Annotated in this window: 20 protein-coding genes; 9 read left to right on the forward strand and 11 right to left on the reverse strand. The window is 70.7% G+C overall.

Features of this window, described 5'->3' with window-relative positions; genetic code table 11:
• Window positions 1–2: 2 nt before the first annotated feature.
• The 5 genes from OG798_RS21815 to OG798_RS21835 form a co-directional block, all read right to left on the reverse strand.
• A complete protein-coding gene (locus tag OG798_RS21815; protein ID WP_328757556.1) occupies window positions 3–3,734 on the reverse strand; it encodes an ABC transporter ATP-binding protein in 3,732 nt (1,243 codons plus the stop codon).
• Between the two features lie 77 nt (window positions 3,735–3,811).
• Window positions 3,812–4,864, reverse strand: a complete 1,053-nt coding sequence (locus OG798_RS21820; protein WP_328757557.1) for an esterase-like activity of phytase family protein — start codon at window positions 4,862–4,864, stop codon at window positions 3,812–3,814.
• Window positions 4,865–4,917: 53 nt separating this feature from the next.
• Window positions 4,918–5,853 carry a serine hydrolase gene (locus tag OG798_RS21825; RefSeq protein ID WP_095854524.1) on the reverse strand — a complete coding sequence of 312 codons (936 nt, stop codon included), beginning with the start codon at window positions 5,851–5,853 and terminating at the stop codon, window positions 4,918–4,920.
• Between the two features lie 191 nt (window positions 5,854–6,044).
• The gene (locus tag OG798_RS21830) at window positions 6,045–6,437 is read right to left on the reverse strand and encodes a hypothetical protein (protein WP_328757558.1); all 393 of its coding nucleotides are present in this window, start codon (window positions 6,435–6,437) and stop codon (window positions 6,045–6,047) included.
• Window positions 6,434–6,757 (reverse strand): hypothetical protein, encoded by a 324-nt coding sequence (locus tag OG798_RS21835; protein ID WP_095854522.1) that lies wholly within the window; start codon window positions 6,755–6,757, stop codon window positions 6,434–6,436. The genes OG798_RS21830 and OG798_RS21835 overlap by 4 nt, the downstream gene beginning before the upstream one ends.
• 132 nt (window positions 6,758–6,889) lie before the next feature.
• Between OG798_RS21835 and OG798_RS21840 the strand changes: the two genes are divergently transcribed.
• Both OG798_RS21840 and OG798_RS21845 read left to right on the forward strand, forming a co-directional pair.
• Window positions 6,890–7,684, forward strand: coding sequence for a helix-turn-helix domain-containing protein (locus OG798_RS21840; protein WP_328757559.1), 795 nt, complete (start codon window positions 6,890–6,892; stop codon window positions 7,682–7,684).
• Complete coding sequence (locus OG798_RS21845; RefSeq protein ID WP_328757560.1) at window positions 7,677–7,898, forward strand: DUF397 domain-containing protein; 222 nt, start codon at window positions 7,677–7,679, stop codon at window positions 7,896–7,898. The genes OG798_RS21840 and OG798_RS21845 overlap by 8 nt, the downstream gene beginning before the upstream one ends.
• Window positions 7,899–7,958: 60 nt before the next feature.
• On the opposite strand, the gene OG798_RS21850 is transcribed toward OG798_RS21845, so the two are convergent.
• From OG798_RS21850 to OG798_RS21860, 3 genes are read right to left on the reverse strand one after another with little or no spacing between them, the layout of a single operon-like run.
• On the reverse strand, window positions 7,959–8,501 hold the full coding sequence (locus OG798_RS21850) for a suppressor of fused domain protein (protein ID WP_328757561.1): 543 nt from the start codon (window positions 8,499–8,501) through the stop codon (window positions 7,959–7,961).
• Between the two features lie 35 nt (window positions 8,502–8,536).
• Window positions 8,537–8,923 (reverse strand): hypothetical protein, encoded by a 387-nt coding sequence (locus tag OG798_RS21855; protein ID WP_267061874.1) that lies wholly within the window; start codon window positions 8,921–8,923, stop codon window positions 8,537–8,539.
• Window positions 8,920–9,423: a hypothetical protein gene (locus OG798_RS21860; protein ID WP_147474202.1), complete on the reverse strand. Its 504-nt coding sequence runs from the start codon at window positions 9,421–9,423 to the stop codon at window positions 8,920–8,922. The genes OG798_RS21855 and OG798_RS21860 overlap by 4 nt, the downstream gene beginning before the upstream one ends.
• Before the next feature lie 230 nt (window positions 9,424–9,653).
• On the opposite strand from OG798_RS21860, the gene OG798_RS21865 reads away from it, so the two are divergent.
• Together OG798_RS21865 and OG798_RS21870 are read left to right on the forward strand one after the other, a co-directional pair.
• Entirely contained in the window at window positions 9,654–11,951 is a 2,298-nt protein-coding gene (locus OG798_RS21865; protein ID WP_443053814.1) for a glycosyltransferase family 39 protein, read from the forward strand.
• Window positions 11,952–12,149: 198 nt separating this feature from the next.
• Window positions 12,150–12,953 (forward strand): endonuclease I family protein, encoded by an 804-nt coding sequence (locus OG798_RS21870; protein ID WP_095854517.1) that lies wholly within the window; start codon window positions 12,150–12,152, stop codon window positions 12,951–12,953.
• A 66-nt stretch (window positions 12,954–13,019) separates the two neighbouring features.
• Here OG798_RS21870 and OG798_RS21875 read toward each other — a convergent pair whose 3' ends face one another.
• From OG798_RS21875 to OG798_RS21885, 3 genes are all read right to left on the reverse strand, one after another.
• Window positions 13,020–14,708, reverse strand: coding sequence for a thiamine pyrophosphate-binding protein (locus tag OG798_RS21875; protein ID WP_095854516.1), 1,689 nt, complete (start codon window positions 14,706–14,708; stop codon window positions 13,020–13,022).
• The gene (speB, locus tag OG798_RS21880) at window positions 14,705–15,709 is read right to left on the reverse strand and encodes an agmatinase (RefSeq protein ID WP_095854515.1); all 1,005 of its coding nucleotides are present in this window, start codon (window positions 15,707–15,709) and stop codon (window positions 14,705–14,707) included. Before speB ends, OG798_RS21875 begins: the two co-directional genes overlap by 4 nt.
• A gap of 174 nt (window positions 15,710–15,883) precedes the next feature.
• The gene (locus OG798_RS21885) at window positions 15,884–17,350 is read right to left on the reverse strand and encodes a sodium:solute symporter (protein WP_328757562.1); all 1,467 of its coding nucleotides are present in this window, start codon (window positions 17,348–17,350) and stop codon (window positions 15,884–15,886) included.
• A 203-nt stretch (window positions 17,351–17,553) separates the two neighbouring features.
• Here OG798_RS21885 and OG798_RS21890 point away from each other — a divergent pair, with 203 nt between their 5' ends.
• The 5 genes from OG798_RS21890 (at window position 17,554) to OG798_RS21910 (ending at window position 23,807) form a co-directional block, all read left to right on the forward strand.
• The gene (locus OG798_RS21890) at window positions 17,554–19,140 is read left to right on the forward strand and encodes a PucR family transcriptional regulator ligand-binding domain-containing protein (protein WP_328757563.1); all 1,587 of its coding nucleotides are present in this window, start codon (window positions 17,554–17,556) and stop codon (window positions 19,138–19,140) included.
• Window positions 19,141–19,252: 112 nt separating this feature from the next.
• Window positions 19,253–20,041 (forward strand): phosphatase, encoded by a 789-nt coding sequence (locus OG798_RS21895; RefSeq protein WP_095858054.1) that lies wholly within the window; start codon window positions 19,253–19,255, stop codon window positions 20,039–20,041.
• A 307-nt stretch (window positions 20,042–20,348) separates the two neighbouring features.
• On the forward strand, window positions 20,349–20,714 hold the full coding sequence (locus tag OG798_RS21900) for a hypothetical protein (RefSeq protein WP_075029295.1): 366 nt from the start codon (window positions 20,349–20,351) through the stop codon (window positions 20,712–20,714).
• Between the two features lie 94 nt (window positions 20,715–20,808).
• Window positions 20,809–21,519 carry an ABC transporter ATP-binding protein gene (locus tag OG798_RS21905; RefSeq protein WP_229888821.1) on the forward strand — a complete coding sequence of 237 codons (711 nt, stop codon included), beginning with the start codon at window positions 20,809–20,811 and terminating at the stop codon, window positions 21,517–21,519.
• The gene (locus OG798_RS21910; RefSeq protein WP_328757566.1) at window positions 21,516–23,807 is read left to right on the forward strand and encodes an FtsX-like permease family protein; all 2,292 of its coding nucleotides are present in this window, start codon (window positions 21,516–21,518) and stop codon (window positions 23,805–23,807) included. The genes OG798_RS21905 and OG798_RS21910 overlap by 4 nt, the downstream gene beginning before the upstream one ends.
• Window positions 23,808–23,819: the final 12 nt, after the last annotated feature.

Below are 23,819 nucleotides of genomic sequence, written 5' to 3' on the forward strand. Positions count from 1 at the left end.
ACTCAGGCCGATGAGGGAACCGGCTCTTCCTCCTCCGGGGCCCCGACGAACGTCCTCCACAACTCCGCGTAGTGGCCGCCTCGCAGGAGGAGTTCGTCGTGGGTGCCGTCCTCGGCGACGCGGCCGTGGTCCATGACCACGACCCGGTCGGCGCGGGCGGCCGTCGTCAGACGGTGGGCGACGACGAGGGTCGTACGGCGGCCGGCGAGGCGGTCGGTGGCCTGGTTGACCAGGGCCTCCGTCGCCAGGTCCAGCGCCGCCGTCGCCTCGTCGAGGAGCAGCACGTCCGGGTCCACGAGTTCGGCGCGGGCCAGCGCCATCAGCTGACGCTGACCGGCGGAGAGGTTGCGACCGCGCTCGGCGACCTCGTGGAGGTAGCCGCCGTCGAGCGTGGCGATCATGTCGTGGGCGCCGACCGCGCGGGCCGCGGCCTCCACCTCGGCGTCGGTCGCGTCGGGACGCCCGTAGGCGATGGCGTCCCGGACGGTCCCCTGGAAGAGGTAGGCCTCCTGGGGGACGACGCCGAGACGGTGCCGGTACGAGGTCAGGTCGAGCGAGCGCAGATCCGTGCCGTCGACCGTCACCCGCCCGCCCGTCGGGTCGTAGAACCGGGCGACCAGCTTCACCAGCGTGGACTTGCCCGCGCCGGTCTCGCCGACGAAGGCGACGGTCTGTCCGGCCGGGATGCTCAGCGAGACGGCGCTGAGCGCCTCCTCGTCATCGCCGTAAGCGAAGTCGACGTCCTCGAAAGCGATGTCGCCCCGCAGGGAGGGGACCTCCAGCGGTTCGTCGGCGGCCTTCGTCGAGGTCGGCTCCTGGAGCAGTTCCTGGATGCGGCCCAGCGAGACCGTGGCCTGCTGGTAGCCGTCGAAGACCTGCGAGAGCTGCTGCACGGGCGCGAAGAACAGGTCGATGTAGAGGAGGTAGGCGACCAGCGCGCCCGTCGTGAGGGTGCCGGCGTCCACCCGGTGCGCGCCCACGATCAGCACGGCCGCCGACGCGACCGACGACAGCAGCTGCACGAAGGGGAAGTAGATCGATATCAGCCACTGGCCGCGGATGCGCGCCTGGCGGTAGCTGTCGCTGCCCTCCGCGAACCGCTGCCTGCCCGAGCGCTCGCGCCGGAACGCCTGCAGGATCAGCAGTCCGGAGACCGACTCCTGGAGGTCGGCGTTGACCGCCGACACCCGCTCGCGGGCCAGTTCGTACGCCTTCACGCTCGCCCGGCGGAAGAAGAACGTGCCGATGACCAGCGGCGGAAGGGTGACGAAGACGACCAGCGCGAGCTGTACGTCGATCACCAGCAGCGCGCCCATGATGCCGAAGAAGGTGACGACCGAGACGAAGGCGGTGACCAGGCCCGTCTGGAGGAACGTCGACAGCGCGTCGACGTCCGTCGTCATCCGGGTCATGATCCGGCCGGTCAGCTCCCGCTCGTAGTAGTCGAGCCCGAGGCGCTGGAGCTGCGCGAAGATCTTCAGGCGGAGGGAGTAGAGGACCCGCTCGCCGGTCCGGCCCGTCATCCGGGTCTCGCCGATCTGCGCGGACCACTGGACGAGCACGGTGACCAGCGCCAGCGCGGCGGCGGCCCACACCGCGCCGATCGCCATCCGGGTGACGCCCTGGTCGATGCCGTGCCGGATCAATACCGGCAGCAGCAGGCTCATGCCCGCGTCCACGGCCACGAGACCCAGGCTGACGAGCAGCGGGAGACCGAAGCCGCGCAGCAGCCTGCGCAGCCCGTAGGACTCCTCGGACCTGACCGCACGCGCCTCGTCGATGCCGGGGGTGTCGGTGGCCGGGGGCAGCGCCTCGACCAGGGTGAGGAGTTCCGGCGTGGCGGGCATGCCGGACAGGGCGTTGTCCTTGGGCTCCCGGTCACCGGTCCACAGATGGGGAGTGACCCCGCGCTCGGCGTCGAACTCGGCGTCCAGCTCGTCCCGTACGGAGGTGTCCTCCTGGGGCACGGCGGGCTGGGCGTGGCCGGGCGAGACGCCGCCCAGCTCGTCCGGGTCGGTCAGGAGCCGGCGATACAGCGGGGAGCGCTGCTGGAGTTCCTCGTGGGTGCCGATCTCGGCGAGGCGGCCGCCGTCGAGGACGGCGATGCGGTCGGCGAGGTTGAGGGTGGAGCGGCGGTGGGCGATGAGGAGGGTGGTACGCCCCTCCATGACCCCCTTGAGGGCCTCGTGGATCTCGTGCTCGACGCGGGCGTCCACGGCGGAGGTGGCGTCGTCCAGGACGAGCAGGCGGGGGTCGGTGAGGATGGCGCGGGCGAGGGCGACGCGCTGGCGCTGGCCGCCGGAGAGGGTGAGGCCGTGCTCGCCCACCTTGGTGTCGTAGCCCTCGGGCAGCTCGTTGATGAAACGGTCCGCCTGGGCGGCGCGGGCCGCGGTCTCGATCTCCTCCTGAGTGGCGTCCGGGCGGCCGTAGGCGATGTTGGCGCGCACGGTGTCGGAGAAGAGGAAGGAGTCCTCGGGGACCAGGCCGATCGCGGCGCGCAGCGACTCCTGCGTCAGCTCGCGGACATCGTGCCCGCCGATGAGGACGGCGCCGTGCGTCACGTCGTAGAAGCGGGGCATCAGGAGCGAGACCGTCGACTTGCCGGAACCGGAGGAGCCGACCACGGCGAGGGTCTCGCCGGGACGGATCTCGAAGCTCAGCCCGTCGAGCACCGGTCGCCCGTCTTCGTAGGCGAAGGACACGTCGTCGAACTCGACGGTCGCGGGCGCGTCGGCCGGGAGGGTCTTGGTGCCGTCCTTGATCGACGGCTCGGTGTCGATGAGCTCGAGGACACGCTCGGCGCCCGCGCGGGCCTGCTGCCCGACGGTGAGGACCACGGCGAGCATCCGTACGGGTCCCACGAGCTGGGAGAGGTACGAGGAGAACGCGACGAAGGTGCCGAGCGTGATCTGTCCCCGTACGGCGAGCCAGCCGCCCAGCGCCAGCATCGCGACCTGGCCGAGGGCGGGCACGGCCTGGAGGGCCGGGGTGTACTTGGCGTTGAGCCGGATGGTCCGCAGCCGCCCCGCGAAGAGCCGCCGCCCGACGTCCCGGAGCTTCCCGGTCTCCTGCTCCTCCTGCCCGAAGCCCTTCACCACGCGTACGCCGCTGACGGCGCCGTCGACCACACCCGCCACGGCGGCGGCCTGCGCCTGCGCGTACCAGGTGGCGGGGTGCAGCTTGGAGCGGCTGCGCTTGGCGACGACCCAGAGAGCGGGGGCGACGGCGAGCGCGACCAGGGTGAGGGGCAGGGAGAGCGAGGCCATGATCCCGAGGGAGATCAGGAAGAGCAGCACGTTCCCGATGGTCATCGGGAGCATGAAGAGCAGGCCCTGGATCAGCTGGAGGTCGCTGGTGGCGCGGCCGACGACCTGGCCGGTGGACAGCTCGTCCTGGCGTCGTCCGTCGAGCCGGGTGATCGTCCCGTACATCTCGGTCCGCAGGTCGTGCTGGACGTCGAGGGCGAGGCGGCCGCCGTAGTAGCGGCGGATGTAGGTGAAGACGTAGACGAGGACGGCGGCGCCTATGAGCCCGCCCGCCCAGGGCGCCATGGGCCTGCTGTGGTTCCCGATGACGTCATCGATGATCACCTTGGTGATCAGCGGGACGACCGCCAGGACCGCCATGCCTCCGAGCGAGGAGCCGAGCGCGAGCAAGACGTACTTCGGGTACCGCCACGCGTACCCGGCGAGCCGCTGCGCCCAGCCGCCCTTGTCCCCTTGCTCGAATGCCACGCCGGTGCCTTCCGTAGATCTCACTCCACCGGAAGACACCAACGCTGAAACAAGCGGATTTCATCCCTCCGCAATAATCAGCCGTTCACCGTGTGTGGCAGGCGGGCGCTCAGGGAGTACAGGCGGGTGGTCTGGACGGCGTTCTGGTTGTCGTCGCTGACCAGGAGGAGCTGGAGACGGCCGTCCGGGGTGCGGCCGGTGTTCGTCAGGCCCTCGATGTTGTCGAGGAGGGGGTTGGGCTGGGGCTGCTTGGCCTGGGCGCCCAGTGAAGGACAGTTCACGAGGTCGGCGAGGAGTGTCTTGCGGGCGAGCCGCACGCCGTCCTGGCCGGTCAGGGTGTCGACACGGCGGGTGTCCGTGGCGTGGCGGAGGTCGGCGAGGTAGAGGCGGACGGTGTTGCCGACGCCCGCGGTGAAGCCGCGCTCCAGGACGAGGAGGCGGCCGTCGGGGGTGGCCTGCGCCTCGGAGACGCCGAGGCCGGTGTCGGTGCGGTAGCCGTACTGGGCGGAGAGCCGGAAGTCGTGCCGCGTTCGCTCCCAGGTCTGGAAGCGCACGATGCCGGCGGTGTCACCGCTCAGTGACCCCTCCATGGCGGCGAGCAGGGTGTGGCCGCCGGGAAGGAGCGTGAGCCCTTCGAAGGTCAGGTTGGAGGTGGCGCGGCCCGCGGGAGCGACCTTGAGCGCGTCCGGTACGGGGAGGCTTCCGACGAGGGTGCCGTCGCGCTCGTAGCGGCGTACGGAGGGCTCGGTCTCGGAGGTGACGAGACGGGTGCCGTCGTAGTCCACGGCCAGGCCCTCGGAGTCGAGCGCGGCGCCCTTCTCGTCGACGAGGTTCACGACGCTCGTCGGCTTCAGCGTCTCGCGGTCCAGGGTGAAGAGCGAGGACCGGTCGGAGAGCGCGGCTATCCGGCCGCCGCGGTCGACTGCGAGCGCGGAGAGGTTGCCGACGAAGGTGCCGTCGTACGTCGTCTTGTCGAGCGCGTCGGAGTAGCTCGTGATCGAGACGGCGGGCGAACAGGCGTGGACGCCCGGGGCTGTGCCGCTGCGGGCGTCGGCCGGAGCGGCGGCGGTCACACAGGTGGCCGCCGCCAGGCCGGCGGTGACGGTGGCGAGTACGGATCTCATGCGCATGCCGGTCACGGTAGGACGGCCGGGTGACGCGCGGGAGACCGCCTCGTGAAGCGTCAGCCCGCGGACGGCACCGCCGGGATCGCTTCCTGGGGGTTGGCCGTGGGCACGTAGCGCAGCACGCTCGCGCTGGTCGTGGAGGTGGTCGGCACCAGGTCCTTGTGGATGGCCTTGGCGACGGCCTGGATGGTGTTGACGCCGTACTGCATGGTGCTGTTGTCCTGCGTCAGCACGGTGATCATGTAGTCGTGGCCCGCGCCGTTGAAGGTGCCGATGCTGTGCACGCGCCAGCCGTGCGTGGCACGCGACAGCCAGCCGTTCTTGACGTGCACGGCGACCGAGGAGGGCGCTCCGGCCGGGGTGCCCCAGCGCTGCGAGGAGATGACCTTGCCCATCAACTTCAGCTCGTAGGCGCGGGCGTTGTCGCTCAGCACGGAGTTCTTGGCGGTGAGCAGCGCGAGCAGCTTCTGCTCGTCCCGGACGGTGATCTGGGTGAGACCCCAGTAGTTGTTGGCACCCGGCTTGGTCTGGGTCATCCCGGCGGCGGCGAGGAAACCTTTCACCTTGGTCACACCGAGCTGCTTCCACAGCGTGCTGGTGGCGTTGTTGTCCGACTTGGTGATCATGGCCGTGGCGAGGGTCTGCTCGCGGCTGGTCAGATACCGGTTGTGCTTCTTGGCGTCCCACAGCAGCGTGGCCAGCACGGTGGCCTTGACGACGCTGGCGGAGTCGTACGCCGTGCTGCTCCGCAGGGTGCAGGTGGTCTTCGCCGTACGGTCGTAGAGACCGACGGCGACGGTGCCGGCGCGGCCTCTGAGCGCCGTGGTGATGTCCTTCTGCAATTTGACGGCCAGGCCCGCCTTGCTCGACGTACAGCTGACCTGCGGTGCCGCGGCGGCGGCCGGCGCGGCGGCGGCCGCGAACGGCACGATCACCCCGGCGCCGAGGCTCGCCGCGAGCACACGGGCACGCCGGGATATCCGGTGAGTCATGGAGGTTCCCCATCCCCTTCGACCAATACGAGCGCGCCTGTGGCGCACTCGCCTCTCATGACTCGTTCAGGTAGCCGAAAGTTGTACGCGTGTTCCCAGGAGGGAAGTGCGAGGTGGGGAAGTTCGAGATCTGGTGGCAGAGGGCATCTGGAGGATTCCGGTGAGTGACGGGCGGCGGGCTGCGCGCCGCCTCATCCGAGCCCGAAACCCGACGGTGGGCACCGGTCCCGTAGATCCTCGCCCACATCCTCGCCCTCGCCCTCAGGGCCGTCAGGGCCTTCAGGGCCGTCAGGGGCCGGCAGGGGAAGGCGGGCTCCCCTGCTCTCCGCGATGCGGTGTACGTCACGCAGCGCCTCGGCCATGCGGGCTGCCAGGAAGCGGAGTTGGGCGGCAGTGACCTTGTGGTCGTCGAGCATGTCGGCCGCATGGTCGAGGAGTGCGGCGGACATCCCCAGCTGCACGCCCTCGATGGCGTCGGCGACCCGGGAGAGGTAGCCGGTCCCGTCGCCGACGAGATAGCAGGGCTTGCCGCCCTCGCCGGACCACGGGAGCAGCCGCACCGATTTCGTCCCGCCGGTGATCACGGGGCCACCTCCACACCGTGGATGAGCCGCGGCCCGATGTCGACGCCGTGCACGGCCAGCCACAGGGCGCGCCGCCGGGCCCGCTGCCTTCGCGCCTCCTCGCTCCGCTCATGGGCGACGAGGTAGGGGCGGACGATCTCGTGGTCCTCGCCGCGCAGAGGTCGAGAACCAACGCGGCGGGTCGTCCGACCAGGGGCGTACAAGAGGGTGGGACCTCGGTACGCCGGAGCGGTGACGGTGGCCGCGCGACGGCGGCGCCCCGAGCCGGGGAACAGCAGCCGCAACAGCGGCTCGAAGAGGCGGGCGACTCGGTGACTCATGTCGTCAACTCCGTTGGGTTCAGGCGCAGGGACATCGCTTTGCGTAGCGGTCCACTTACAGAGTGAGACGGGTCGGGCTAGGCTCGCCAGGGGGTGGGATGTGACCAGGCATTTGTCACAAGGGAGTTGGCCATGACCAGCACGTACGGTGACTGGCTGAAGCAGCAGCGCGAGACGGCGGGGCTGACACAACAGCAGCTGGCCGACGCGGCGGTCATGACCCGTTCGCACATCGCGCACATCGAGGCGGGGCGCCGGATTCCCTCCCGGGAGGATGCGCGACGGCTGGACAGGGCTCTGAACACGGGGAATGTGTTGAGTAGTTTCCTGCCACAGGAGAACGTGGCAGTAGAGGACTACTTCGAGGCAGCCCGGTATCTCGAACAACAGGCGACGGTGATCCGTGAGTTCGCGCCCACCTTCGTGCCTGGCATCCTGCAGACGGAAAGGTACGCGCGTTCCCTTCTGAGCGTCGGATACCCCCCTGCGAGTGAAGAGGAATGTGACAGGGCCGTTGTCACACGGCTTGAGCGCTCAAGGATCCTCACCGACCCTGTGGTGCCCGTAGTGTGGGCGCTACTGGACGAGGCAGTCCTGCGACGCCCGGTCGGTGGCCCGCAGGTCATGGCGGAGCAGCTCATGCACATCGTCCGCCTGACCGAGACCAAGCGTGTACGCACACATGTGATTCCGTACACCGTGGGCGCGTACCAGATCCTGAACAGCATGCTGACGTTGATGTGGTTCGAGGACCAGCCTCCGGTGGCCTATTCCGAAGGCCTGCAGTTCGGCAAGGTTCACGACTCCCCCGCCATCGTCGAACGACTCCAGGGCGCCTACCATCTCGCACTGAGCGACGCGTTGCCGCTGCAAGAGTCACTTGCCCTGTTGAGGGCGACAGCGAAGGATTATGGGCACCATGACTGAGCACACCATCTCGCGCGCAGACATACTGAGCGGTTGGCGCAAGTCGTCCTACAGCGGAACCGAAGCCAACAGCTGCGTCGAGGTACTGGACCACCACCCCTCCGGCATCCCCGTGCGTGACTCCAAGGTCCCGCACGGCCCCGCGCTGGTCTTCTCGGCCGCGGACTGGTCGTCGTTCGTCGCGGCGGTCAAGCGCGGAAGGTTCCCGGCCTGAGCAACCGGTCGGGGCCGAAGCCCCGGCCGGTGGTCTGTTCGGACGACGGATCCCGCGGTGTCAGACCACCGCTGGACGGCCGGGGTCATACGGGTCCCATCTCGAGTCCCACACCGTTGCGGGGCCCCGGGAGCGGATGGCTTCCCGCTCCGAGGCGTGAATCGGGTAGGCCCCGACGATCCGCACCAGATCCTCCGGGGTCGCGCCGGAGTCCGCGAGGTCGATCGCTTCGGGGAGCGCGAGGGCGGGCGCGGGGCCGGCCAGGACCAGGCTGCTCAGGCCCGAACCTGCCACGTACGGCTTCATGTAGCCGATCACCCCGCCTGGCGAGAACGGGCAGAAGCCGCGCAAGGCGGCAACGGCGAGGGCAGGAACCCTCGCCCATGCCTGATCGCCCGAACGCATCGTGATGCAGAGTTCACGGGCAGGTGGCTGCCCGTTCGCCCGCTGCCACGGTGACAGCCCGTAGGTGAACCCGGTGACGAAGCCGGGCTCCGGGACGTCCGCGAAGACGAGGGCGAACACCTCGCCGTCGCCAGGCTCGCGAGGCGGGACCTCCTGGATGTCCGGCTCCGCGCCGACCATCGCGCCCAGGCGCTCCACAAAGCGAGTAAGCCGGTCCGGGGCGTTGGGGGGCGTCATTCGCCGAACCGCCAGTCCCACTCCGGCTCGCTGTCCATGCGGCGCGCAAATTCAGAGAACTCGATCAACTCTCCGTAGTTGGTGTCGACAACCCCGGTCCGGTTGCGAATCAGCCTCCCCAGGAGAGCCTTCGCCGACTTGGCATCCTCGTATGCCATGAGGATCGCGAACGGATCCGGCGCCACCTGGGAAGCTTCTTCGAGCTCTTCCGGGGAAAAATCCTCGATCACACACCCCGAGAACGAGAATTGGTAATTCTCACCTTCAAGCTCAAGGAAGTCGAACTGCGGATCGGGACGATTCACCACTCCCAGTGCTCTGATCACCGCCATGAACTCTCGATGCTCCGAGCCCGGCACGAGCAGGACGAGCGTGGGCTTCACTGGACGGTCCCTTCGGAGTTGTCTTCCCGTGAGGTGAGGCCCAGCCTGGCCACGTCGTCGTAGCGGCGGCACATCTCCTCGACCCGGGCCTCGACGAAGGCGAGCGCCTCGTCGAGGCCGAGGCCGTCGGCATGCTGCCGGTACGGGGTGTGGACCCCGGCCGGCCACTCGCCCATGTCCCGCTCCAGGTCGAGCCGGACGAACGCCTCCACCGCGATCCCCACCCCGGTGAAGGTGAGGGTCACTGCGAGACGGTATTCGTTCAGCTCCTGGTCGCGGGTCAGGTCCATCCAGGTGATGGCATGGTCGAGCGTCACCTGCGGTGAGCCGTCCACGACGTCGAGCCGTACCTGCGGGCTGAGTGCCGAATCGCCGTCGTCTCCGGGATCGCTGCCGAAGTCGCACGCCAGGTAGGCGCCGAGCATGAACTCGGCCAGCTGCTTCTGGAAACGATCGAGAAGCAGCAGGAATCCCGAGAACTGCTGTTCCACAGAGGGCACGGCGAACGCTCCAGGTTCACGACGACGTCAGGGGTCAGGGGTCAGGGTTCCGCACGGAGTCGGACGACAGGCACCAGGACGCCTTGAGAGTGAACAGCACCCATGCCCCCTTGTGTCCACCCGTCCCCTTGTTGATCTTCATGACCACCAGGGTGAGCTTCGTTCGGATCCACAGCTGACCCCCAGGCAGACCACAGTGCGCACCCATCACGCCCCGGCACGGTGCAGTGGTGACGTCTGCCACCGATCCGCATCCCCACGCCTCCGCGCCCCTCGCGGCCGACACCGACTCGCCGCCTTCCGCGCGGTCCGGACCACCGGAGACACAGTCCGGCCCGCCGGAGAAAGCGCCCCGCTGGTCCCTCCCCGCCCTGATCGCGATCATGGCGCTGGCCACGGTGCTGTACTCCTGGAACCTGTCCGGCTCCGGCCTCAACAGCTTCTACAGTTCCGCGATCTACAGCGGAACCCAGAGCTGGAAGGCGTGGTTCTTCGGCTCGCTCGACGCGGGCAACTTCCTGACCGTCGACAAGCCGCCGCTCGCACTCATGGTCATGGGCCTGTCGTGCCGGATCTTCGGCTTCGGCACCTGGCAGATGATGCTGCCGATGATCGTGGCCGCCCTCGGCACGATCTGGATCCTGCACTCCTCCGTGAAGCGGGTGTTCGGCCACGCCGCCGCCGCGCTCGCCGCGCTCGTGCTCGCGCTCACCCCGATCACCGTCGCCATCAACCGCGACAACAACCCCGACACCCTGCTCCTCCTCCTGATGGTGTCGGGCGCGGCCCTCGGACTGCGCGCGACCCGCGACGGCAGGCTGCTGCCGCTGCTCGGCTCGGCGGTCTGCTTCGGGCTCGCCTTCAACACGAAGATGCTCCAGGGCTACATCGCGCTGCCCGCCGTCTTCGCGGTCTATCTGTACGCGTCGCACCTCGGCTGGGCGAAGCGGATCCGCAACCTGCTGCTGGCCGCCGTGGCCCTGGCCGTGTCCAGCTTCTGGTGGGCGACGGCCGTCTCGCTGGTGCCCGCCGACGACCGTCCCTACATCGGCGGTTCGACGGACGGCACCGCCTGGAACCTGATCTTCGGCTACAACGGCTTGGGCCGCGTCCTCGGCGGCGAGGGCAACGGCGGTGGCGGAGGAGGTGGCGGCGGCTTCTCCGGTTCCGCGGGCCTCGGCCGGCTGTTCAACGACATCCTGGGCGGCCAGATCTCCTGGCTGATCCCCTTCGCGGGCATCGCCCTCGCCGGCGGCCTCGTGCTGTGCGGGCGCGCCCCGCGCATCGACCCGACCCGTGCGGCGCTGGTGCTGTGGGGCGGCTGGCTGCTGCTGCACTACCTGACGTTCGCCACGGCCGAAGGCACCATGCACCCGTACTACACGACCGCGGTCGCCCCTGGCATCGCGGCCCTGTGCGGTGGCGGCGGCGTCATGCTGTTCCGTGCCTTCCGCGGCGGTGACGTCCGCTGGTCCTGGGTGCTGCCCGCCGGGCTCGCGGTCACCGGCATCTGGGCGGTCGTGCTGTTGCGCCGGGCCACCGACTGGAACACCTGGCTGTGGCCGGCCATCGCGGTGGTCATGGCGCTGGCCGTCGTCGGCCTGTTCGTCCTCCGCTCCGGCAACCGCGTACGGCTGCTGGCCGCGTCCCTGGCGGCGGCGGTCGTCGCGGCTCTCGCGGGCCCGGCGGCGTACTCGTTCGCCGTCCCGGCCAGTGCAGGCGGCGCGGGCGGCGGCATGGGCGGCACCAATCCGACCGCCGGACCGTCCACCGGCCAAGGCGGCTTCGGCGGCGGACGGGGTGGCCCCGGCGGCAACGCGGGGGGTCCGGGCGGCGGCGAGATGCCCGGCGGCACCCAGCAGGGCGGCCAGGCGGCCGGCCAGGAGGGCGGCCAGGCGCCCGGCGGCGGTGGAACCGCCGAACTGCCCGGCGGCGCCCCGCAGGGCGGCGAGAACGGCGGTTTCCCCGGCGGCGGCACGGGCGGCCAGAACGGCGAGTTCCCGGGCGGCCAGGGCGGTGGCGAGAACGGTACGGCCCCGGGCGGCACGGGCGGTCAGCGCGGCGGTTTCGGCGGCGGTGGCGGCATGGGCGGCGAGACCAGCAGCGAGCTGATCTCGTACCTGGAGAAGCACCAGGACGGCGCCAAGTGGCTGCTCGCGGTATCCAATTCGCAGAGCGCCGGACAGCTGATCCTGAGCACCCACAAGCCCGTCATCTCCATGTACGGCTTCACCGGCACCGACAAGGGCATGACGGTCGCCAGGCTCAAGGAGCTGGTGAAGAAGGGCGAGCTTCACTACATCCAGGTCGGCGGCTCGGGCATGGGCGGCGGAATGGGCGGCAACAACAGCACCAGTTCCGCGGTCACCGCCTGGGTGCAGAAGAACGCCACCGCGGTGAAGGAGAGCGCCTACAGCAAGACCTCGTCGTCCGAGTCGAGTTCGGCCACGGGCTCCGAGTCGGAGAACGGCCAGTCGGCCCAGTCGGCCTCGACGCTCTACCGTCTGGACCCGTCCGACGTGAACTGACCGGTCCTCAAGCGCCGAAAGGCCCCTGCCCATGCGACCCATGAGCGGGGGCCTTCCGGCGTGTCAGATCGCGCGCACAACAAGCCACTTGCCGGTTTCCGTCACCCAACCGACACGCTCCGTTCATTCCCTGAAACGCATGTCCATGCCGCTCCGGTTGCCCGCTCAATCAACCCGCGTAGAACGGACGCCCCCACCATGCCCGCCACGCACATACGCCGCTGGAAGACGCTGGCGCTGACCACCTCAGCCGTCCTGGTAGGCCTCACCCTGCCGACGATGACCGCCACTCCCGCGAGTGCCACGACGACCGCGTACGACAGCACGTACTACAAGAACGCGGTCGGCAAGACCGGCAGCAGCCTGAAGTCCTCGCTGCACACGATCATCAGCAGCCAGACCAAGATCTCGTACTCCGCGGTCTGGAACGCGCTCATGGTCACCGACCAGGACCCGAACAACAGCAACAACGTGATCCTGCTGTACAGCGGCGTCTCGCGCGCCAAGTCCCTCAACGGCGGAGACGTCGGCGACTGGAACCGCGAGCACACGTGGGCCAAGTCCCACGGCGACTTCGGCGAGGTGACCGGTCCCGGCACGGACCTGCACCACCTGCGTCCCGCGGACGTCCAGGTCAACAGCATCCGTGGCAACAAGGACTTCGACAACGGCGGCAGCACGGTCAGCGGCGGGGGCGGCAGCCTCACCGACTCCGACTCGTTCGAGCCGCGTGACGCGGACAAGGGCGACGTGGCCCGCATGATCCTCTACATGGCGGTGCGCTACGACGGCGGCGACGGCTTCGCCGACCTCGAGCCCAACGAGAAGGTGAACAACGGAAGCAACCCATATATCGGCAAGCTCTCCGTGCTCAAGGAGTGGAGCGACGAGGACCCGCCGAGCGCCTTCGAGGAGAAGCGCAACCAGGTCATCTACGACAGCTACCAGCACAACCGCAACCCGTTCATCGACCACCCGGAGTGGGTCGACGCGATCTGGTAGACGGACGCGCCGGCGGTCGACCGGCTACGGCCCGGGCCACCGGGCCGTAGCCGGTCGACCGTGCCGTCAGCTCCCGAGATGCGTCGGCTCGAACATCCGCAGCACCGCCGGGAGCAGCAGCACGGACGGGCCGGGGCTTGTGAGGGCCTTCGCCAGGTCCTCCTCCAGTGTCTCGGGGGTCGTACGGACCCCCGGGACGCCGAAGGACTCGGCCAGCGCCACGTAGTCGGGGCGGGTCAGCTCCGTGGCCGTGGCCTGGCCGAAGGCGTCGGTCATGTACTCGCGCAGGATGCCGTAGCCGCCGTCGTCGACGATCAGCCAGGTGACGTTCAGGTCGTACTGCCTCGCCGTGGCGAGTTCGGCGATCGAATACAACGCGCCGCCGTCGCCGGAGACCGCGAGGACCGGGCGGGTGGGATCGGCCGCCGCCGCGCCGAGGGCCGCCGGGAAGCCGTAGCCGAGGCCGCCCGCGCCCTGGGCGGAGTGCATGGTGTTCTTTCCGCGCGGGTCGAAGGCGGACCACGCCCAGTACGCCAGGATGGTCATGTCCCAGAAGGACGGGGAGGTGGCCGGGAGGGCCCGGCGCACAGACGCCAGCACCTCCTGTTCCAGGGTGAGTTCCTGGGCGGCGATGCGCTCCCCCACCCGGTCGAGCAGCGTGCGGACGCGGTCCGCCGCCGTCGGGTCGGGGCGGTCCTCGACGGTCTCCAGGAGCGCGGAGAGCGCGAGCCTGGCGTCCGCGTGGATGCCGATCGCCGGGTGGTTGGACTCCAGCTTGCCGAGGTCGGCCTCGATCTGGACGACCCGGCCGCGGGGCTTGAACGTGTGGTAGTTCGAGGACAGTTCGCCGAGGCCGGAGCCGACGACCAGCAGGACGTCCGCGTCCTCCAGGAAGTCCGTGGTGTGCCGGTCCTCCAGCCAGGACTGGAGCGAGAGCGGGTGGGTCCAGGGGAAGGCGCCCTTGCCGCCGAAGGTGGTGACGACCGGCGCGTTCAGCTTTTCCGCCAGCGACCTCAGCTTGCCGGACGCGTCCGACCGTACGACCCCGCCGCCCGCGATGATCGCGGGGCGGGCCGCCGAGGACAGCAAGTGCGCCGCCAGCGCCGTCAGTTCGGGGCGCGGGACGACGTCCTCCGGGGTCGCGTCCATCGCCGTGACCTGCGGCAGGTGGGTCTCGGCGAGGAGGATGTCCTGCGGGATCTCCACCCAGACCGGGCCGTGCGGGACGGTCAGCGCCGACTCCCAGGCCGCCGCGATCGCGGAGGGGATCTGCGACTGCGTACGGACCGTGTGGACGGACTTGACGACACCCCTGAACGACGCCGACTGGTCGGGGAGTTCGTGCAGATAGCCGTGGCGTCCGCCGCCCAGTCCCGCGGTGGGGATCTGGCTGCTGATGGCTAGGACCGGGGCGGAGGCCGCGGCGGCCTCCTGGAGCGCGGCCAGGGAGGTCAGCGCACCCGGGCCGGTGGAGAGCAGCAGCGGCGCGGCCTCACCCGTGATGCGGCCGTACGCGTCGGCCGCGAACCCCGCGTTGTTCTCCACCCGCAGCCCGATGTACCGCAACGAGGACCGGCGCAAGGCGTCGAACATGCCGAGCGCGTGCTGGCCGGGCAGGCCGAAGACGGTCGTGGCACCGAGACCGGAGAGGGTCTCCACGACCAGGTCTCCGCCGTTGCGGCCGGGGGGCGGATTCAGCGCGGCCTCCGTCTGCGCCGCCGACGGACGGAGCACCAGGTCGTGGTCGTGAGTCACTTGTTCCCGGCCTCCTGAGCCCTGGCCGCCGCGATCTGGCGGGACATGATCGTCGTCAGTTCGTACGCCGTGTGGGACGCGGCCACCGCCGTGATCTCGGCGTGGTCGTACGCGGGCGCGACCTCGACCACGTCCGCGGAGACCAGGTTGCAGGAGGACAGTCCGCGCAGGATCTCCAGCAGCTCGCGGGAGGTCATGCCGCCGGCCTCCGGCGTGCCCGTGCCGGGGGCGTGCGCCGGGTCGAGGCAGTCGATGTCGATGGAGATGTACAGCGGACGGTCACCGATGCGCTGGCGCAGCTGGTCGGCGACCTCGTCGGCGCCGCGGCGGTAGATGTCCGCCGAGGTGACGATGCCGAAGCCCATCTTCTCGTCGTCGGTGAGGTCCTGCTTGCCGTACAGCGGGCCGCGGGTGCCGACGTGGGAGAGGGCCTCCGTGTCCAGGATCCCCTCCTCCACCGCCCGGCGGAACGGGGTGCCGTGCGTGTACTCGGCGCCGAAGTAGGTGTCCCAGGTGTCGAGGTGCGCGTCGAAGTGGAGCAGGGCCACCGGGCCGTGCTTCTTGGCGACGGAGCGCAGGAGCGGGAGGGCGATGGTGTGGTCGCCGCCCAGCGTCATCAGGCGGGCGCCCGTGCCGAGCAGCTCGTCGGCCGCGGCCTCGACCGTCTCCACGGCCTCGTTGATGTTGAACGGGTTCGCCGCGATGTCACCGGCGTCGGCGACCTGGGCGAGGGCGAAGGGGGAGGCGTCCTGCGCCGGGTTGTACGGGCGCAGCAGGCGGGAGGCCTCGCGGATGGCGTTGCCGCCGAAGCGGGCGCCGGGCCGGTAGGAGACCCCGGAGTCGAAGGGCACGCCGACCACGGCGACGTCGGCGCGGCCGACCTCGTCGAGGCGCGGCAGCCGGGCGAAGGTCGCGGGGCCCGCGTACCGCGGGACGCGGGACGAGTCGACGGGGCCGCGTGGCTCACTGCCGCCTGCTGCCGGGAACTCGGTGCTGCTCATCGTCGGACTCCTCCAGGTGGTACGGGTGATGCGTGGTGCGAGTGGTGAGTAATGCGTGGGTACGGGTGATGCGTCTTCCAGTGTCGCGGACCCCGCCGACCGGGGGCCGCCCGGCCCGGTCGCCGTGCGGCGGCCGGGCCGAAACTCTTCGGGGGCTGGGGTGCGGTACGGCGGCTAGGCGACCACGGCCGTCGGCTCGGCCTCGGCCTCGGCATCCGCGCCGCGCCCGGCCAGCCGCTCGCGCCAGGCGGCCAGGACCGCCGGGTCGGTCGCGGGTGTGGCCAGGGAGACGATCACGTACGCGGCCAGCGAGGACAGCAGCCCGTAGTAGACGGGCTCGTTCGCAAGGATGCCGTACGTCGCCATCAGGCCGACGACCGCGAGCCCGCCAACGACGACGGAGGCGAGCGCGCCGTGCACGGTCCCGCGCTTCCACAGCAGTCCGCCGAGGATCGGGACGAGCAGACCGCCGACGAGCAGGTTGTACGCGACGGTCAGCGCCTCGACGACGTTGTTGAGCGCGATGGCGGTACAGATCACGGCGATGCCCATGACGAGAATGAAGACCCGGTTCCCCTTGACCTCGTCGTGGTCGTCCCCCCGGGGCCGTACGGCCCCGCGCAGCTTGGCCCAGATGTCGTTGTTGGCGACGGTGGCGCAGGCGATGAGGGCGCCGGAGGACGTGGACATCACGGCGGCGAGGGCGGCGGCGAGCACCAGGCCCCGAACGCCGACCGGAAGCTCGTCCTTGACGATGGTCGCGAAGGCGGTGTCGGCGCTGGGCAGGGTCGGGTAGAGCACCTTGGCGGCCGTGCCGATGACGGCGCCGGCGAGGGCGTACACCAGGCAGTAGGTGCCGGCGACGGTGCCGCCCCACTTGGCGGTCGTGTCGCTGCGGGCGGTGAACACGCGCTGCCAGATGTCCTGGCCGATGAGCATGCCGAAGGTGTAGATCAGCACGTAGGTGAAGATCGTCTCGCCGCCGATGCCCAGCGGGTCGAAGTACTCCGTGGGCAGCTTGGCCTTCATCTCGCTGAACCCACCGGCCTTGACCACCGCGATGGGGAGCAGGAGCAGCAGCACGCCGACGGTCTTCACGACGAACTGCACCATGTCGGTGAGGGTGATCGACCACATGCCGCCGAGCGTGGAGTACGCGACGACGATCGAGCCGCCGATGATGATCGCGAGCGTCCGGTTCATGTCGAAGAGGACGTCGAAGATGGTGGCGTACGCGATGGTCGAGGTGACCGCGAGCATCAGGGTGTACGCCCACATGACGACACCGGAGATGACACCGGCCCGGCCGCCGTAGCGGAGGTCGAGCATCTCGGAGACGGTGTAGACCTTCAGGCGGGCGATGCGGGCGGAGAAGAAGACGGAGAGGGCGAGGAGTCCGAGGCCGATGGTGAACACCATCCAGGCGCCGGAGAGCCCGTACTGGTATCCGAGCCCGACGCCGCCGATGGTGGACGCGCCGCCGAGGACGATCGCGGCCATGGTCCCGGAGTACATCGCGGGGCCCAGGCGCCGTCCGGCCACCAGGAACTCACTCTTCGACTTGGCGCGGCGCATGCCCCACCAGCCCATGGCCAGCATGCCGGCCAGATAGACGACGATCACTGTGTAGTCGACGGCCATAAGGGGCCCTCCTTCGCGCACTCATCGGTGGCGTGTCGTGCAGATGGACGTGGGGACGCGGGCCGGGCGAGCGATACCCGGCCGTGAGTCCGGCAGCTGATCGCGGGGACATACGCCCGTACCCGCCGCTGCCGACGGCACTGACCTTAGGTGGCCGGAAGATGACTCTGAAGTGTACGTTTCATCCATCGCAGCCGATCCGGATGGAGGGAACGTCCACCGTGCCGGACACATCCGCCGCATCCACCACACCCGCCACACCAGTCCCGCCCGTCCAACCCGTCCAACCCGTTCCACCCACCCCACCGGTCCCGCTGTCCGCCCTCCTGGCCCGGGAGGACCTCGGTCTGCGCCACATCGCGGGCCCCGTCGACCCGGACACGGTGATCCACTGGGCGCACACGTCGGAGATGGCGGACCCGTACCCGTATCTGCTGGGCGGTGAGCTGCTGCTGACCGCCGGGGTGCACATCCCGGAGGCGGCGGGCTCGGGCACCTACTTCGACGACTACGTCTCCCGGATCGTGGCGGCGGGCGGCGCGGCGCTCGGCTTCGGCCTGGCGCCGGTGCACGACACGGTCCCGCGCGCCCTGGTCGCGGCCTGCGACACCTACGACCTGCCCCTGCTGGAGGTCCCGCCCCAGACCACCTTCTCGGGCGTGGCCCGCGCGGTGTGGCAGCTGATGGCGCAGGCCCGGCTGGCGGAACTGCGGCGGGTCACGGAGGCCCAGCAGAGTCTGGCGGCGGCCGCCGCGCGCCCGGACCCGGTGGCGGCGGTGCTGCGGCAGCTGGCCCAGCGGGTGGGCGGCTGGGCGGTGCTGTACGGCCCGGAGGGCGCGGAGCTGGCCCGCGCGGGAAGAACACCCGAGGACGGCCCCGTGGCCGCACTCGGCACCCTGGCCGCCGTCGTACGCCCCGGCGCAACCCCGCCCGCGGTCCCCCAGGGCCCCATTCCGCCCCTCGCCCCCACTCCCACCCCCTCCTCCGCGACCGACACCGTGGGCGGCACCCACCTGGCCGCGTACGCCCTGGGCGGCGGGCGGGGCTTCGTCCTCGGAGTCGCGGCGCCGCGCCGGGACCCCGGGGACCACACCATCGCCTCCGTCGCGGCCGTCCTGCTCTCCCTCCTCACCGGGGAGCAGCAGAGCGGGAGCGGCTCGGCGCGCTCGGCGGCGCTCGTACGACTCCTGCTGGGCGCCGCGCCCGAGGAGGTGGCCCCGCTGCTCGGCGGGGACCGGTGGACCGTCGTGCACGCCCGCCCCGTGGCGGACGGCCCGGCGCCGGACGCCGTCGCCGCGTCCGCGCTGGGGGCGGCACTGGGCTCCGCGCTCATCGACACCGGTGGGAGCGTCGTACGCGTCCTCGTCCCCGGCGACCGCGAGCCGACCGCGCAGCAGGGCTGGATCTGCGGGGTCAGCGCGGCGGTCGGCCCGCACGAGTGGGCGTCCGCCGACGGGCAGGCGGCCCGCGCCCTGGCCCGCGCCCGGGCGACCCGCACGCCCCTCGTCCGCCACGGCGAGCGCCCCGCCCTGGCGGATCTCGTGCCCCCGGCCGACGCCGCGGCCCACGCGCGCACCCTCCTCGCCCCCATCGCCGCCACCCCCGCCCTCACCGAGACCCTCCGCACCTGGCTCTCCCTGCACGGCAGTTGGGACCGCACGGCCGTCGCCCTCTCCGTCCACCGCAACACCGTCCGCCAACGCACCGCACGGTGTGCGACGTTGCTGGAGGCGGACCTCGACGACGCGGACGTACGGATGGAGTTGTGGTTCGCACTGAGGGAAAGCTGAGAACCCCGAAGGCGCCCCCAACCCTGGCCTCTCGATCTCACGCCGAGTGACCCACATCCCACGGTTCAGGACAACCACCCTCCCAGCGGAGCGCCCCGGCACAATGGGTGGCATGCCGATATCCGGGACCCCCAGCCGCGCCGAGCTCGTCGACCACCTCGTGAAGACCCGTATCGCGGGCGACGTCGCCACGCCCCGCGAGAACAACCTCTCCCACTACCGCAAGCTCGCCAACGGCGACCGCAACTTCTGGCTCGGCCTGGAACTCGGCGACCGCTGGACCGACGAGCAGGACGTGCTCGCCGTGATGGCGGAGCGGTGCGGTGTGAACGACGACCCGGAGTACCGCTACGGCCAGGACACCATCGACCCCGAGCTGACCATCGACGCCCTGGACCGGATGGCGGCGCGGCTGCGCAAGGCGGCGGACGGTGAGCAGCGGGTGCTGTTCGCGACCGGCCACCCCGGCGGTCTGCTCGACGTGCACCGTGCCACCGCCGCCGCGTTGCGCGGCGCCGGCTGCGAGATCGTCGTCATTCCGGACGGGCTGCAGACGGACGAGGGGTACGTCATGCAGTTCGCGGACGTGGCGGTGCTGGAGCACGGGGCCACGCTGTGGCACACCCACTCGGGCGAGCCGATGCGTGCGATCCTCAAGGGCCTGGAGGGTGCGGGCCAGCCCCTGCCCGACCTGGTCGTCGCGGACCACGGCTGGGCCGGCTGCGCGGGCCAGCTCGGCATCGACTCCGTCGGCTACGCCGACTGCAACGACCCGGCCCTCTTCCTCGCCGAGTCCGAGGGCACGCTCCAGGTGACGGTCCCCCTCGACGACCACGTCACAAGCCCTCGCTTCTACGACCCGCTGACGGCGTATCTGCTGACTTCCGCCGGTCTGGCCTGAGCCACTCCGAGCACGCGGAGATCATGCCCAGGTCAAATAAGCGGCAATAAATCGGCAAACGACCGCCAAGCGACAGCAAGATCATCGCAAATACCCCGCACCCCAAACCGCCACAGAGGTGACAGAACACCAACTCCCCACCCACATCCGCCGGTTCACCGTTGCTACGTTTCGCCGCGGCCTTGGCATGACCACCCGGGCCACCAGGCCCCTGACCTGACCAGCCAGGGCTCACAACAGAACACAAAAACGGGAGAACACAGTGCGGAAGCTGGCAGTAGGCGCCCTCGCAGCGGGCCTTTTCGCCATGGGGGCAGGATCCGCGATCGCCGCCTCGTGGCACACCATCCCCAGGCTCACCACCGGTGGCGCGGAGTTCAACTCCGGCCAGTACACCTTCTGGCCCTCGGGCACGAAGCACGGTGGCTTCGAGTGGAAGGGCAACCTCAAGGACGCCGATAACGGCGACGGCCACAACGTCTACATGCAGGTGCGCATCGAGGGCTACGACTGGAACCGCTACAACGGCACCCAGAAGAAGTCCGTTCCGCTCGACTACGTCAACTGGAGCGGTGACGAGCTGTACACGCAGGACGCGTACATACGCGTGTGCCGGGACCGGGGCTCCCTGCACCCGGACAACTGCTCCGTGACCAAGCACTACAGCCGGTAGACCCGGCACTGGCCAGGTAGACCAGGCACTGCCGGGCCAGGTAGCGAACTCGCTTGACCCGGGCCCAGGTTGCACACCTGGGCCCGATCGCTTCTTGGGGGAAGCCATCAGTACGTCAGAGATCCTCAGTACGTCAGCGATCCTCTCCGCCACGGGAGTCGACCTCTCCTACGGCAATCAGCTCGCCGTCCGGGACGCCCACTTCTCCGTCGCCCCCGGCGAGGTCGCCGCCGTCACCGGACAGAGCGGTTCCGGCAAGTCCTCGCTTCTGTACTGCCTGGCCGGGGTGCTTCCCGCCCAGCGCGGGCAGGTGCGTTTCGAAGGACGGTCGCTCGGTGACCTCGGCGACGAAGAGATCAGCGCGCTGCGCCGCGAACGCTTCGGATTCGTCTTCCAGTACGGCGAGTTGCTGCCGGAGCTGACCATCGAGGAGAACACCGCCCTGCCGCTTCGCCTCGCCGGCCAGCGCAAGCAGCCCGCCCTCGCCGCCGCGGGCGCCGTCCTCGAACGGCTCGGGCTCGGCGAGCTGCGCGGCCGCCGCCCCTCGCAGGTCTCCGGCGGCCAGAGCCAGCGCGTCGCCGTCGCGCGGGCCCTGGTCCACCGCCCCGCCGTCGTCTTCGCCGACGAGCCGACCGGCTCCCTGGACAGCGCCAACGCCTCCGCCGTCCTCAAGGAGTTCCTCGACCTGGCCCGCTCCCAGGGCACCGCGGTCGTCCTGGTGACGCACGACCCCGCGGTCGCGGCGCAGGCCGACAGCCACTACACGATGTCCGACGGCGTCCTCACCCCCCGGAGCGCCGCGTGAGGGAGTTCCTGCTCGGACTGCGGCTGCTGCTCGGCGCCGGTCGCGGCAACCGCGTACGTTTTCTGCTGATGGCGACCGGCGGCTCCCTCGGCGTGTGCTGCCTGGCCCTGGTCCTCACCATCCCGGCGATCCTCGACGCCCACGACGGACGCGCCGCCGCCCGGGCCCTGCGGACCTCCGCAGCCCGCACGACGAGCGCGCCCCTCGTCCTGGAACGCTCGGACCCGCACGGCTCCAAGGCGTTCACCCGCATCTTCGTCGCTCCCGGCACCGGGAAGGACACGGCGGCAGAGGCTCCTCCCGGGCTGCCCCGGCTCCCCGCCCCCGGCGAGGTGTTCGTCTCCCCCCGCGTCCACGACCTGCTGCATGCCGAACCTGCCCTCAAAGGTCTGCTCCCGGGCACCGAGAAAGGCCTCATCGGCGGCGCGGGCCTCACCGACCCCGACGAGCTGTACGCGTACGTCGGCACCACCCGCGCCGAACTGGCCCACAAGGGCAGGGCGTTGACCGGCTTCGACCTCGGCTACGCGCCGACCCCGGCCGTCGACCCCTCCACCCTCACCATCCTCCGCTTCGCCCTCGCCACCCTGGTCCTGCTCCCCCTGGGCGTCTTCCTCTCCGTCTGCGCCCGGCTCTCCGCCGCCAGCCGCACCCGGCGTCTCGCCGCCCTGCGGCTGCTGGGCCTGAGTGCCAAGGGCACCCAGCGTGTGAACGCCGCGGAGACCGTCGTGGCGGCCCTGTTCGGCGCGCTGCTCGGGCTCGGCGAGTACTGGGTCCTCAACCAGGTGATGTCCAGGACCGGGCTGCCCGACCTGAAGTGGTACCCGGCGGACGGCGCCCTGTCCGCGTCCACGATCGCCATCTGTCTGCTCGGCTGCCCGGCACTCGCCTGGTTCGTCGGCCGGGCGAGCGCGCGCACCGCGGCCGCCAACCCGCTGGCCGCACGCCGCACCGCCGTCCCGCGCCCCCCGTCGAAGTGGGGCGGCCTGCTGCTCGTCACCGGCCTGGGCATCGTCAGCGGCTACTGCGTGACCGGCCTTACCGCTCACCCTGCCTCCAGCGACGGCCCCTCCGCGCTGCTCGTCCCGGCGGGCGTCCTGCTGACCGGCGCCGGCCTCGTACTGACCCTGCCGCTCCTCACGTACGCCCTCGCCCGGGGCCTCGCCGACCGGACCCGCTCCCTGACCCTGAACTTGGCGATGCGCCGCAACGAGGTGGAGCCCGGCAGCACCATGCGGGTCGTCACCGGCCTCGTCCTGCTCGTGTACGCCGCCTCCCTCGCCCAGGGCATCCTGATCGAGGAGAACCAGGTCACCCGGCCGGACAGCCCAGCGCAGGACTACTCGATCGCGCTGTCCGGCCTCACCGACCGCCAGCGACACGACCTCGCCTCGGTGCCGGGTGTCCGCGCGCACGCGCTGACGATGGACTCCTGGACCGACCCGCGCTACTCCGGCTCCGCCGTCCAGTCACGGGCGACCGCCCTTGTCGCCACCTGCGCCCAACTGAAGGAGCTGGTACGGCACTCAGAGGGCTGTGTGGACGGACGGGTGCTGCGGCTCACCGATCCCGACACGGCCGCGGACCCGGGCGTGCGCGCCGGGGTCGCCTTCCCCTACCGCTTCCAGCAGGGTGGCCGGCAGAAGACCTTGTCGATCACCCTGCCGTCCGCCGCGATCGCCTATCGCGCGTACGACCCCTCGGCGGTCGGAGGTGCCGCCGTCCTCGTCCCGCCGTCCGCGCTGCCGGCCGACGCACGCCCGGCCTCGGCGCAGTACGTGCTGACCAGCGGCTCGCAGCCCGACACCGTCCGCCGCGTGCTGGACGGCATCGGAGCCGTGGCGCCGACCGCCGACGTCAACCCGATCGGCGTCAACATCGACGGGCTGCAGCAGATCGCCGTCATCGAGACGCTGCTGGCACTCGGCATGGTCATGGGCCTGGTCATCGGCATCGCTGCGTTCCTGGTCTCCGTGACGGACCGGGCCGTGGAGCGCCGCGCGCACATCACCGCGCTCTCCCTGATCGGGGCCCGCGCGAGAACCCTGCGGGCCGTGCAGTGTGCCCAGGTCGTGCTGCCGCTGGGCATCGGCCTGGCCCTGGCGCTCGTGGCGGGCAAGCTCGCCGAGTCCAGCTATCTCGTCACCGGCGGCGGTGCGGTGTTCTGGGACGGTGCCGGCCTCGCGCCGCTCGCTCTCGTTGCCGTGGGCGCGGTGGCGGTGGCCGCGCTCGGCACGCTCCCGCTGATCGGCCGCCGCGTGAACCCGGAATTGATCCGCCGCGACTGAGCGCCCCGGGGC

Origin of the sequence: Streptomyces sp. NBC_00271 (assembly GCF_036178845.1) — a bacterium.
In the GTDB taxonomy this organism is placed as follows: Bacteria; Actinomycetota; Actinomycetes; order Streptomycetales; family Streptomycetaceae; genus Streptomyces.

Excerpts from the sequence above, each read along its gene's own strand:
- OG798_RS21820 (WP_328757557.1), bottom strand. The coding sequence starts at position 4,864 with ATGCGCATGAGATCCGTACTCGCCACCGTCACCGCCGGCCTGGCGGCG.
- OG798_RS21825 (WP_095854524.1), bottom strand. The coding sequence starts at position 5,853 with ATGACTCACCGGATATCCCGGCGTGCCCGTGTGCTCGCGGCGAGCCTC.
- OG798_RS21835 (WP_095854522.1), bottom strand. The coding sequence starts at position 6,757 with ATGAGTCACCGAGTCGCCCGCCTCTTCGAGCCGCTGTTGCGGCTGCTG.
- OG798_RS21840 (WP_328757559.1), top strand. The coding sequence starts at position 6,890 with ATGACCAGCACGTACGGTGACTGGCTGAAGCAGCAGCGCGAGACGGCG.
- OG798_RS21845 (WP_328757560.1), top strand. The coding sequence starts at position 7,677 with ATGACTGAGCACACCATCTCGCGCGCAGACATACTGAGCGGTTGGCGC.
- OG798_RS21870 (WP_095854517.1), top strand. The coding sequence starts at position 12,150 with ATGCCCGCCACGCACATACGCCGCTGGAAGACGCTGGCGCTGACCACC.
- speB (WP_095854515.1), bottom strand. The coding sequence starts at position 15,709 with ATGAGCAGCACCGAGTTCCCGGCAGCAGGCGGCAGTGAGCCACGCGGC.
- OG798_RS21885 (WP_328757562.1), bottom strand. The coding sequence starts at position 17,350 with ATGGCCGTCGACTACACAGTGATCGTCGTCTATCTGGCCGGCATGCTG.
- OG798_RS21890 (WP_328757563.1), top strand. The coding sequence starts at position 17,554 with ATGGAGGGAACGTCCACCGTGCCGGACACATCCGCCGCATCCACCACA.
- OG798_RS21895 (WP_095858054.1), top strand. The coding sequence starts at position 19,253 with ATGCCGATATCCGGGACCCCCAGCCGCGCCGAGCTCGTCGACCACCTC.
- OG798_RS21900 (WP_075029295.1), top strand. The coding sequence starts at position 20,349 with ATGGGGGCAGGATCCGCGATCGCCGCCTCGTGGCACACCATCCCCAGG.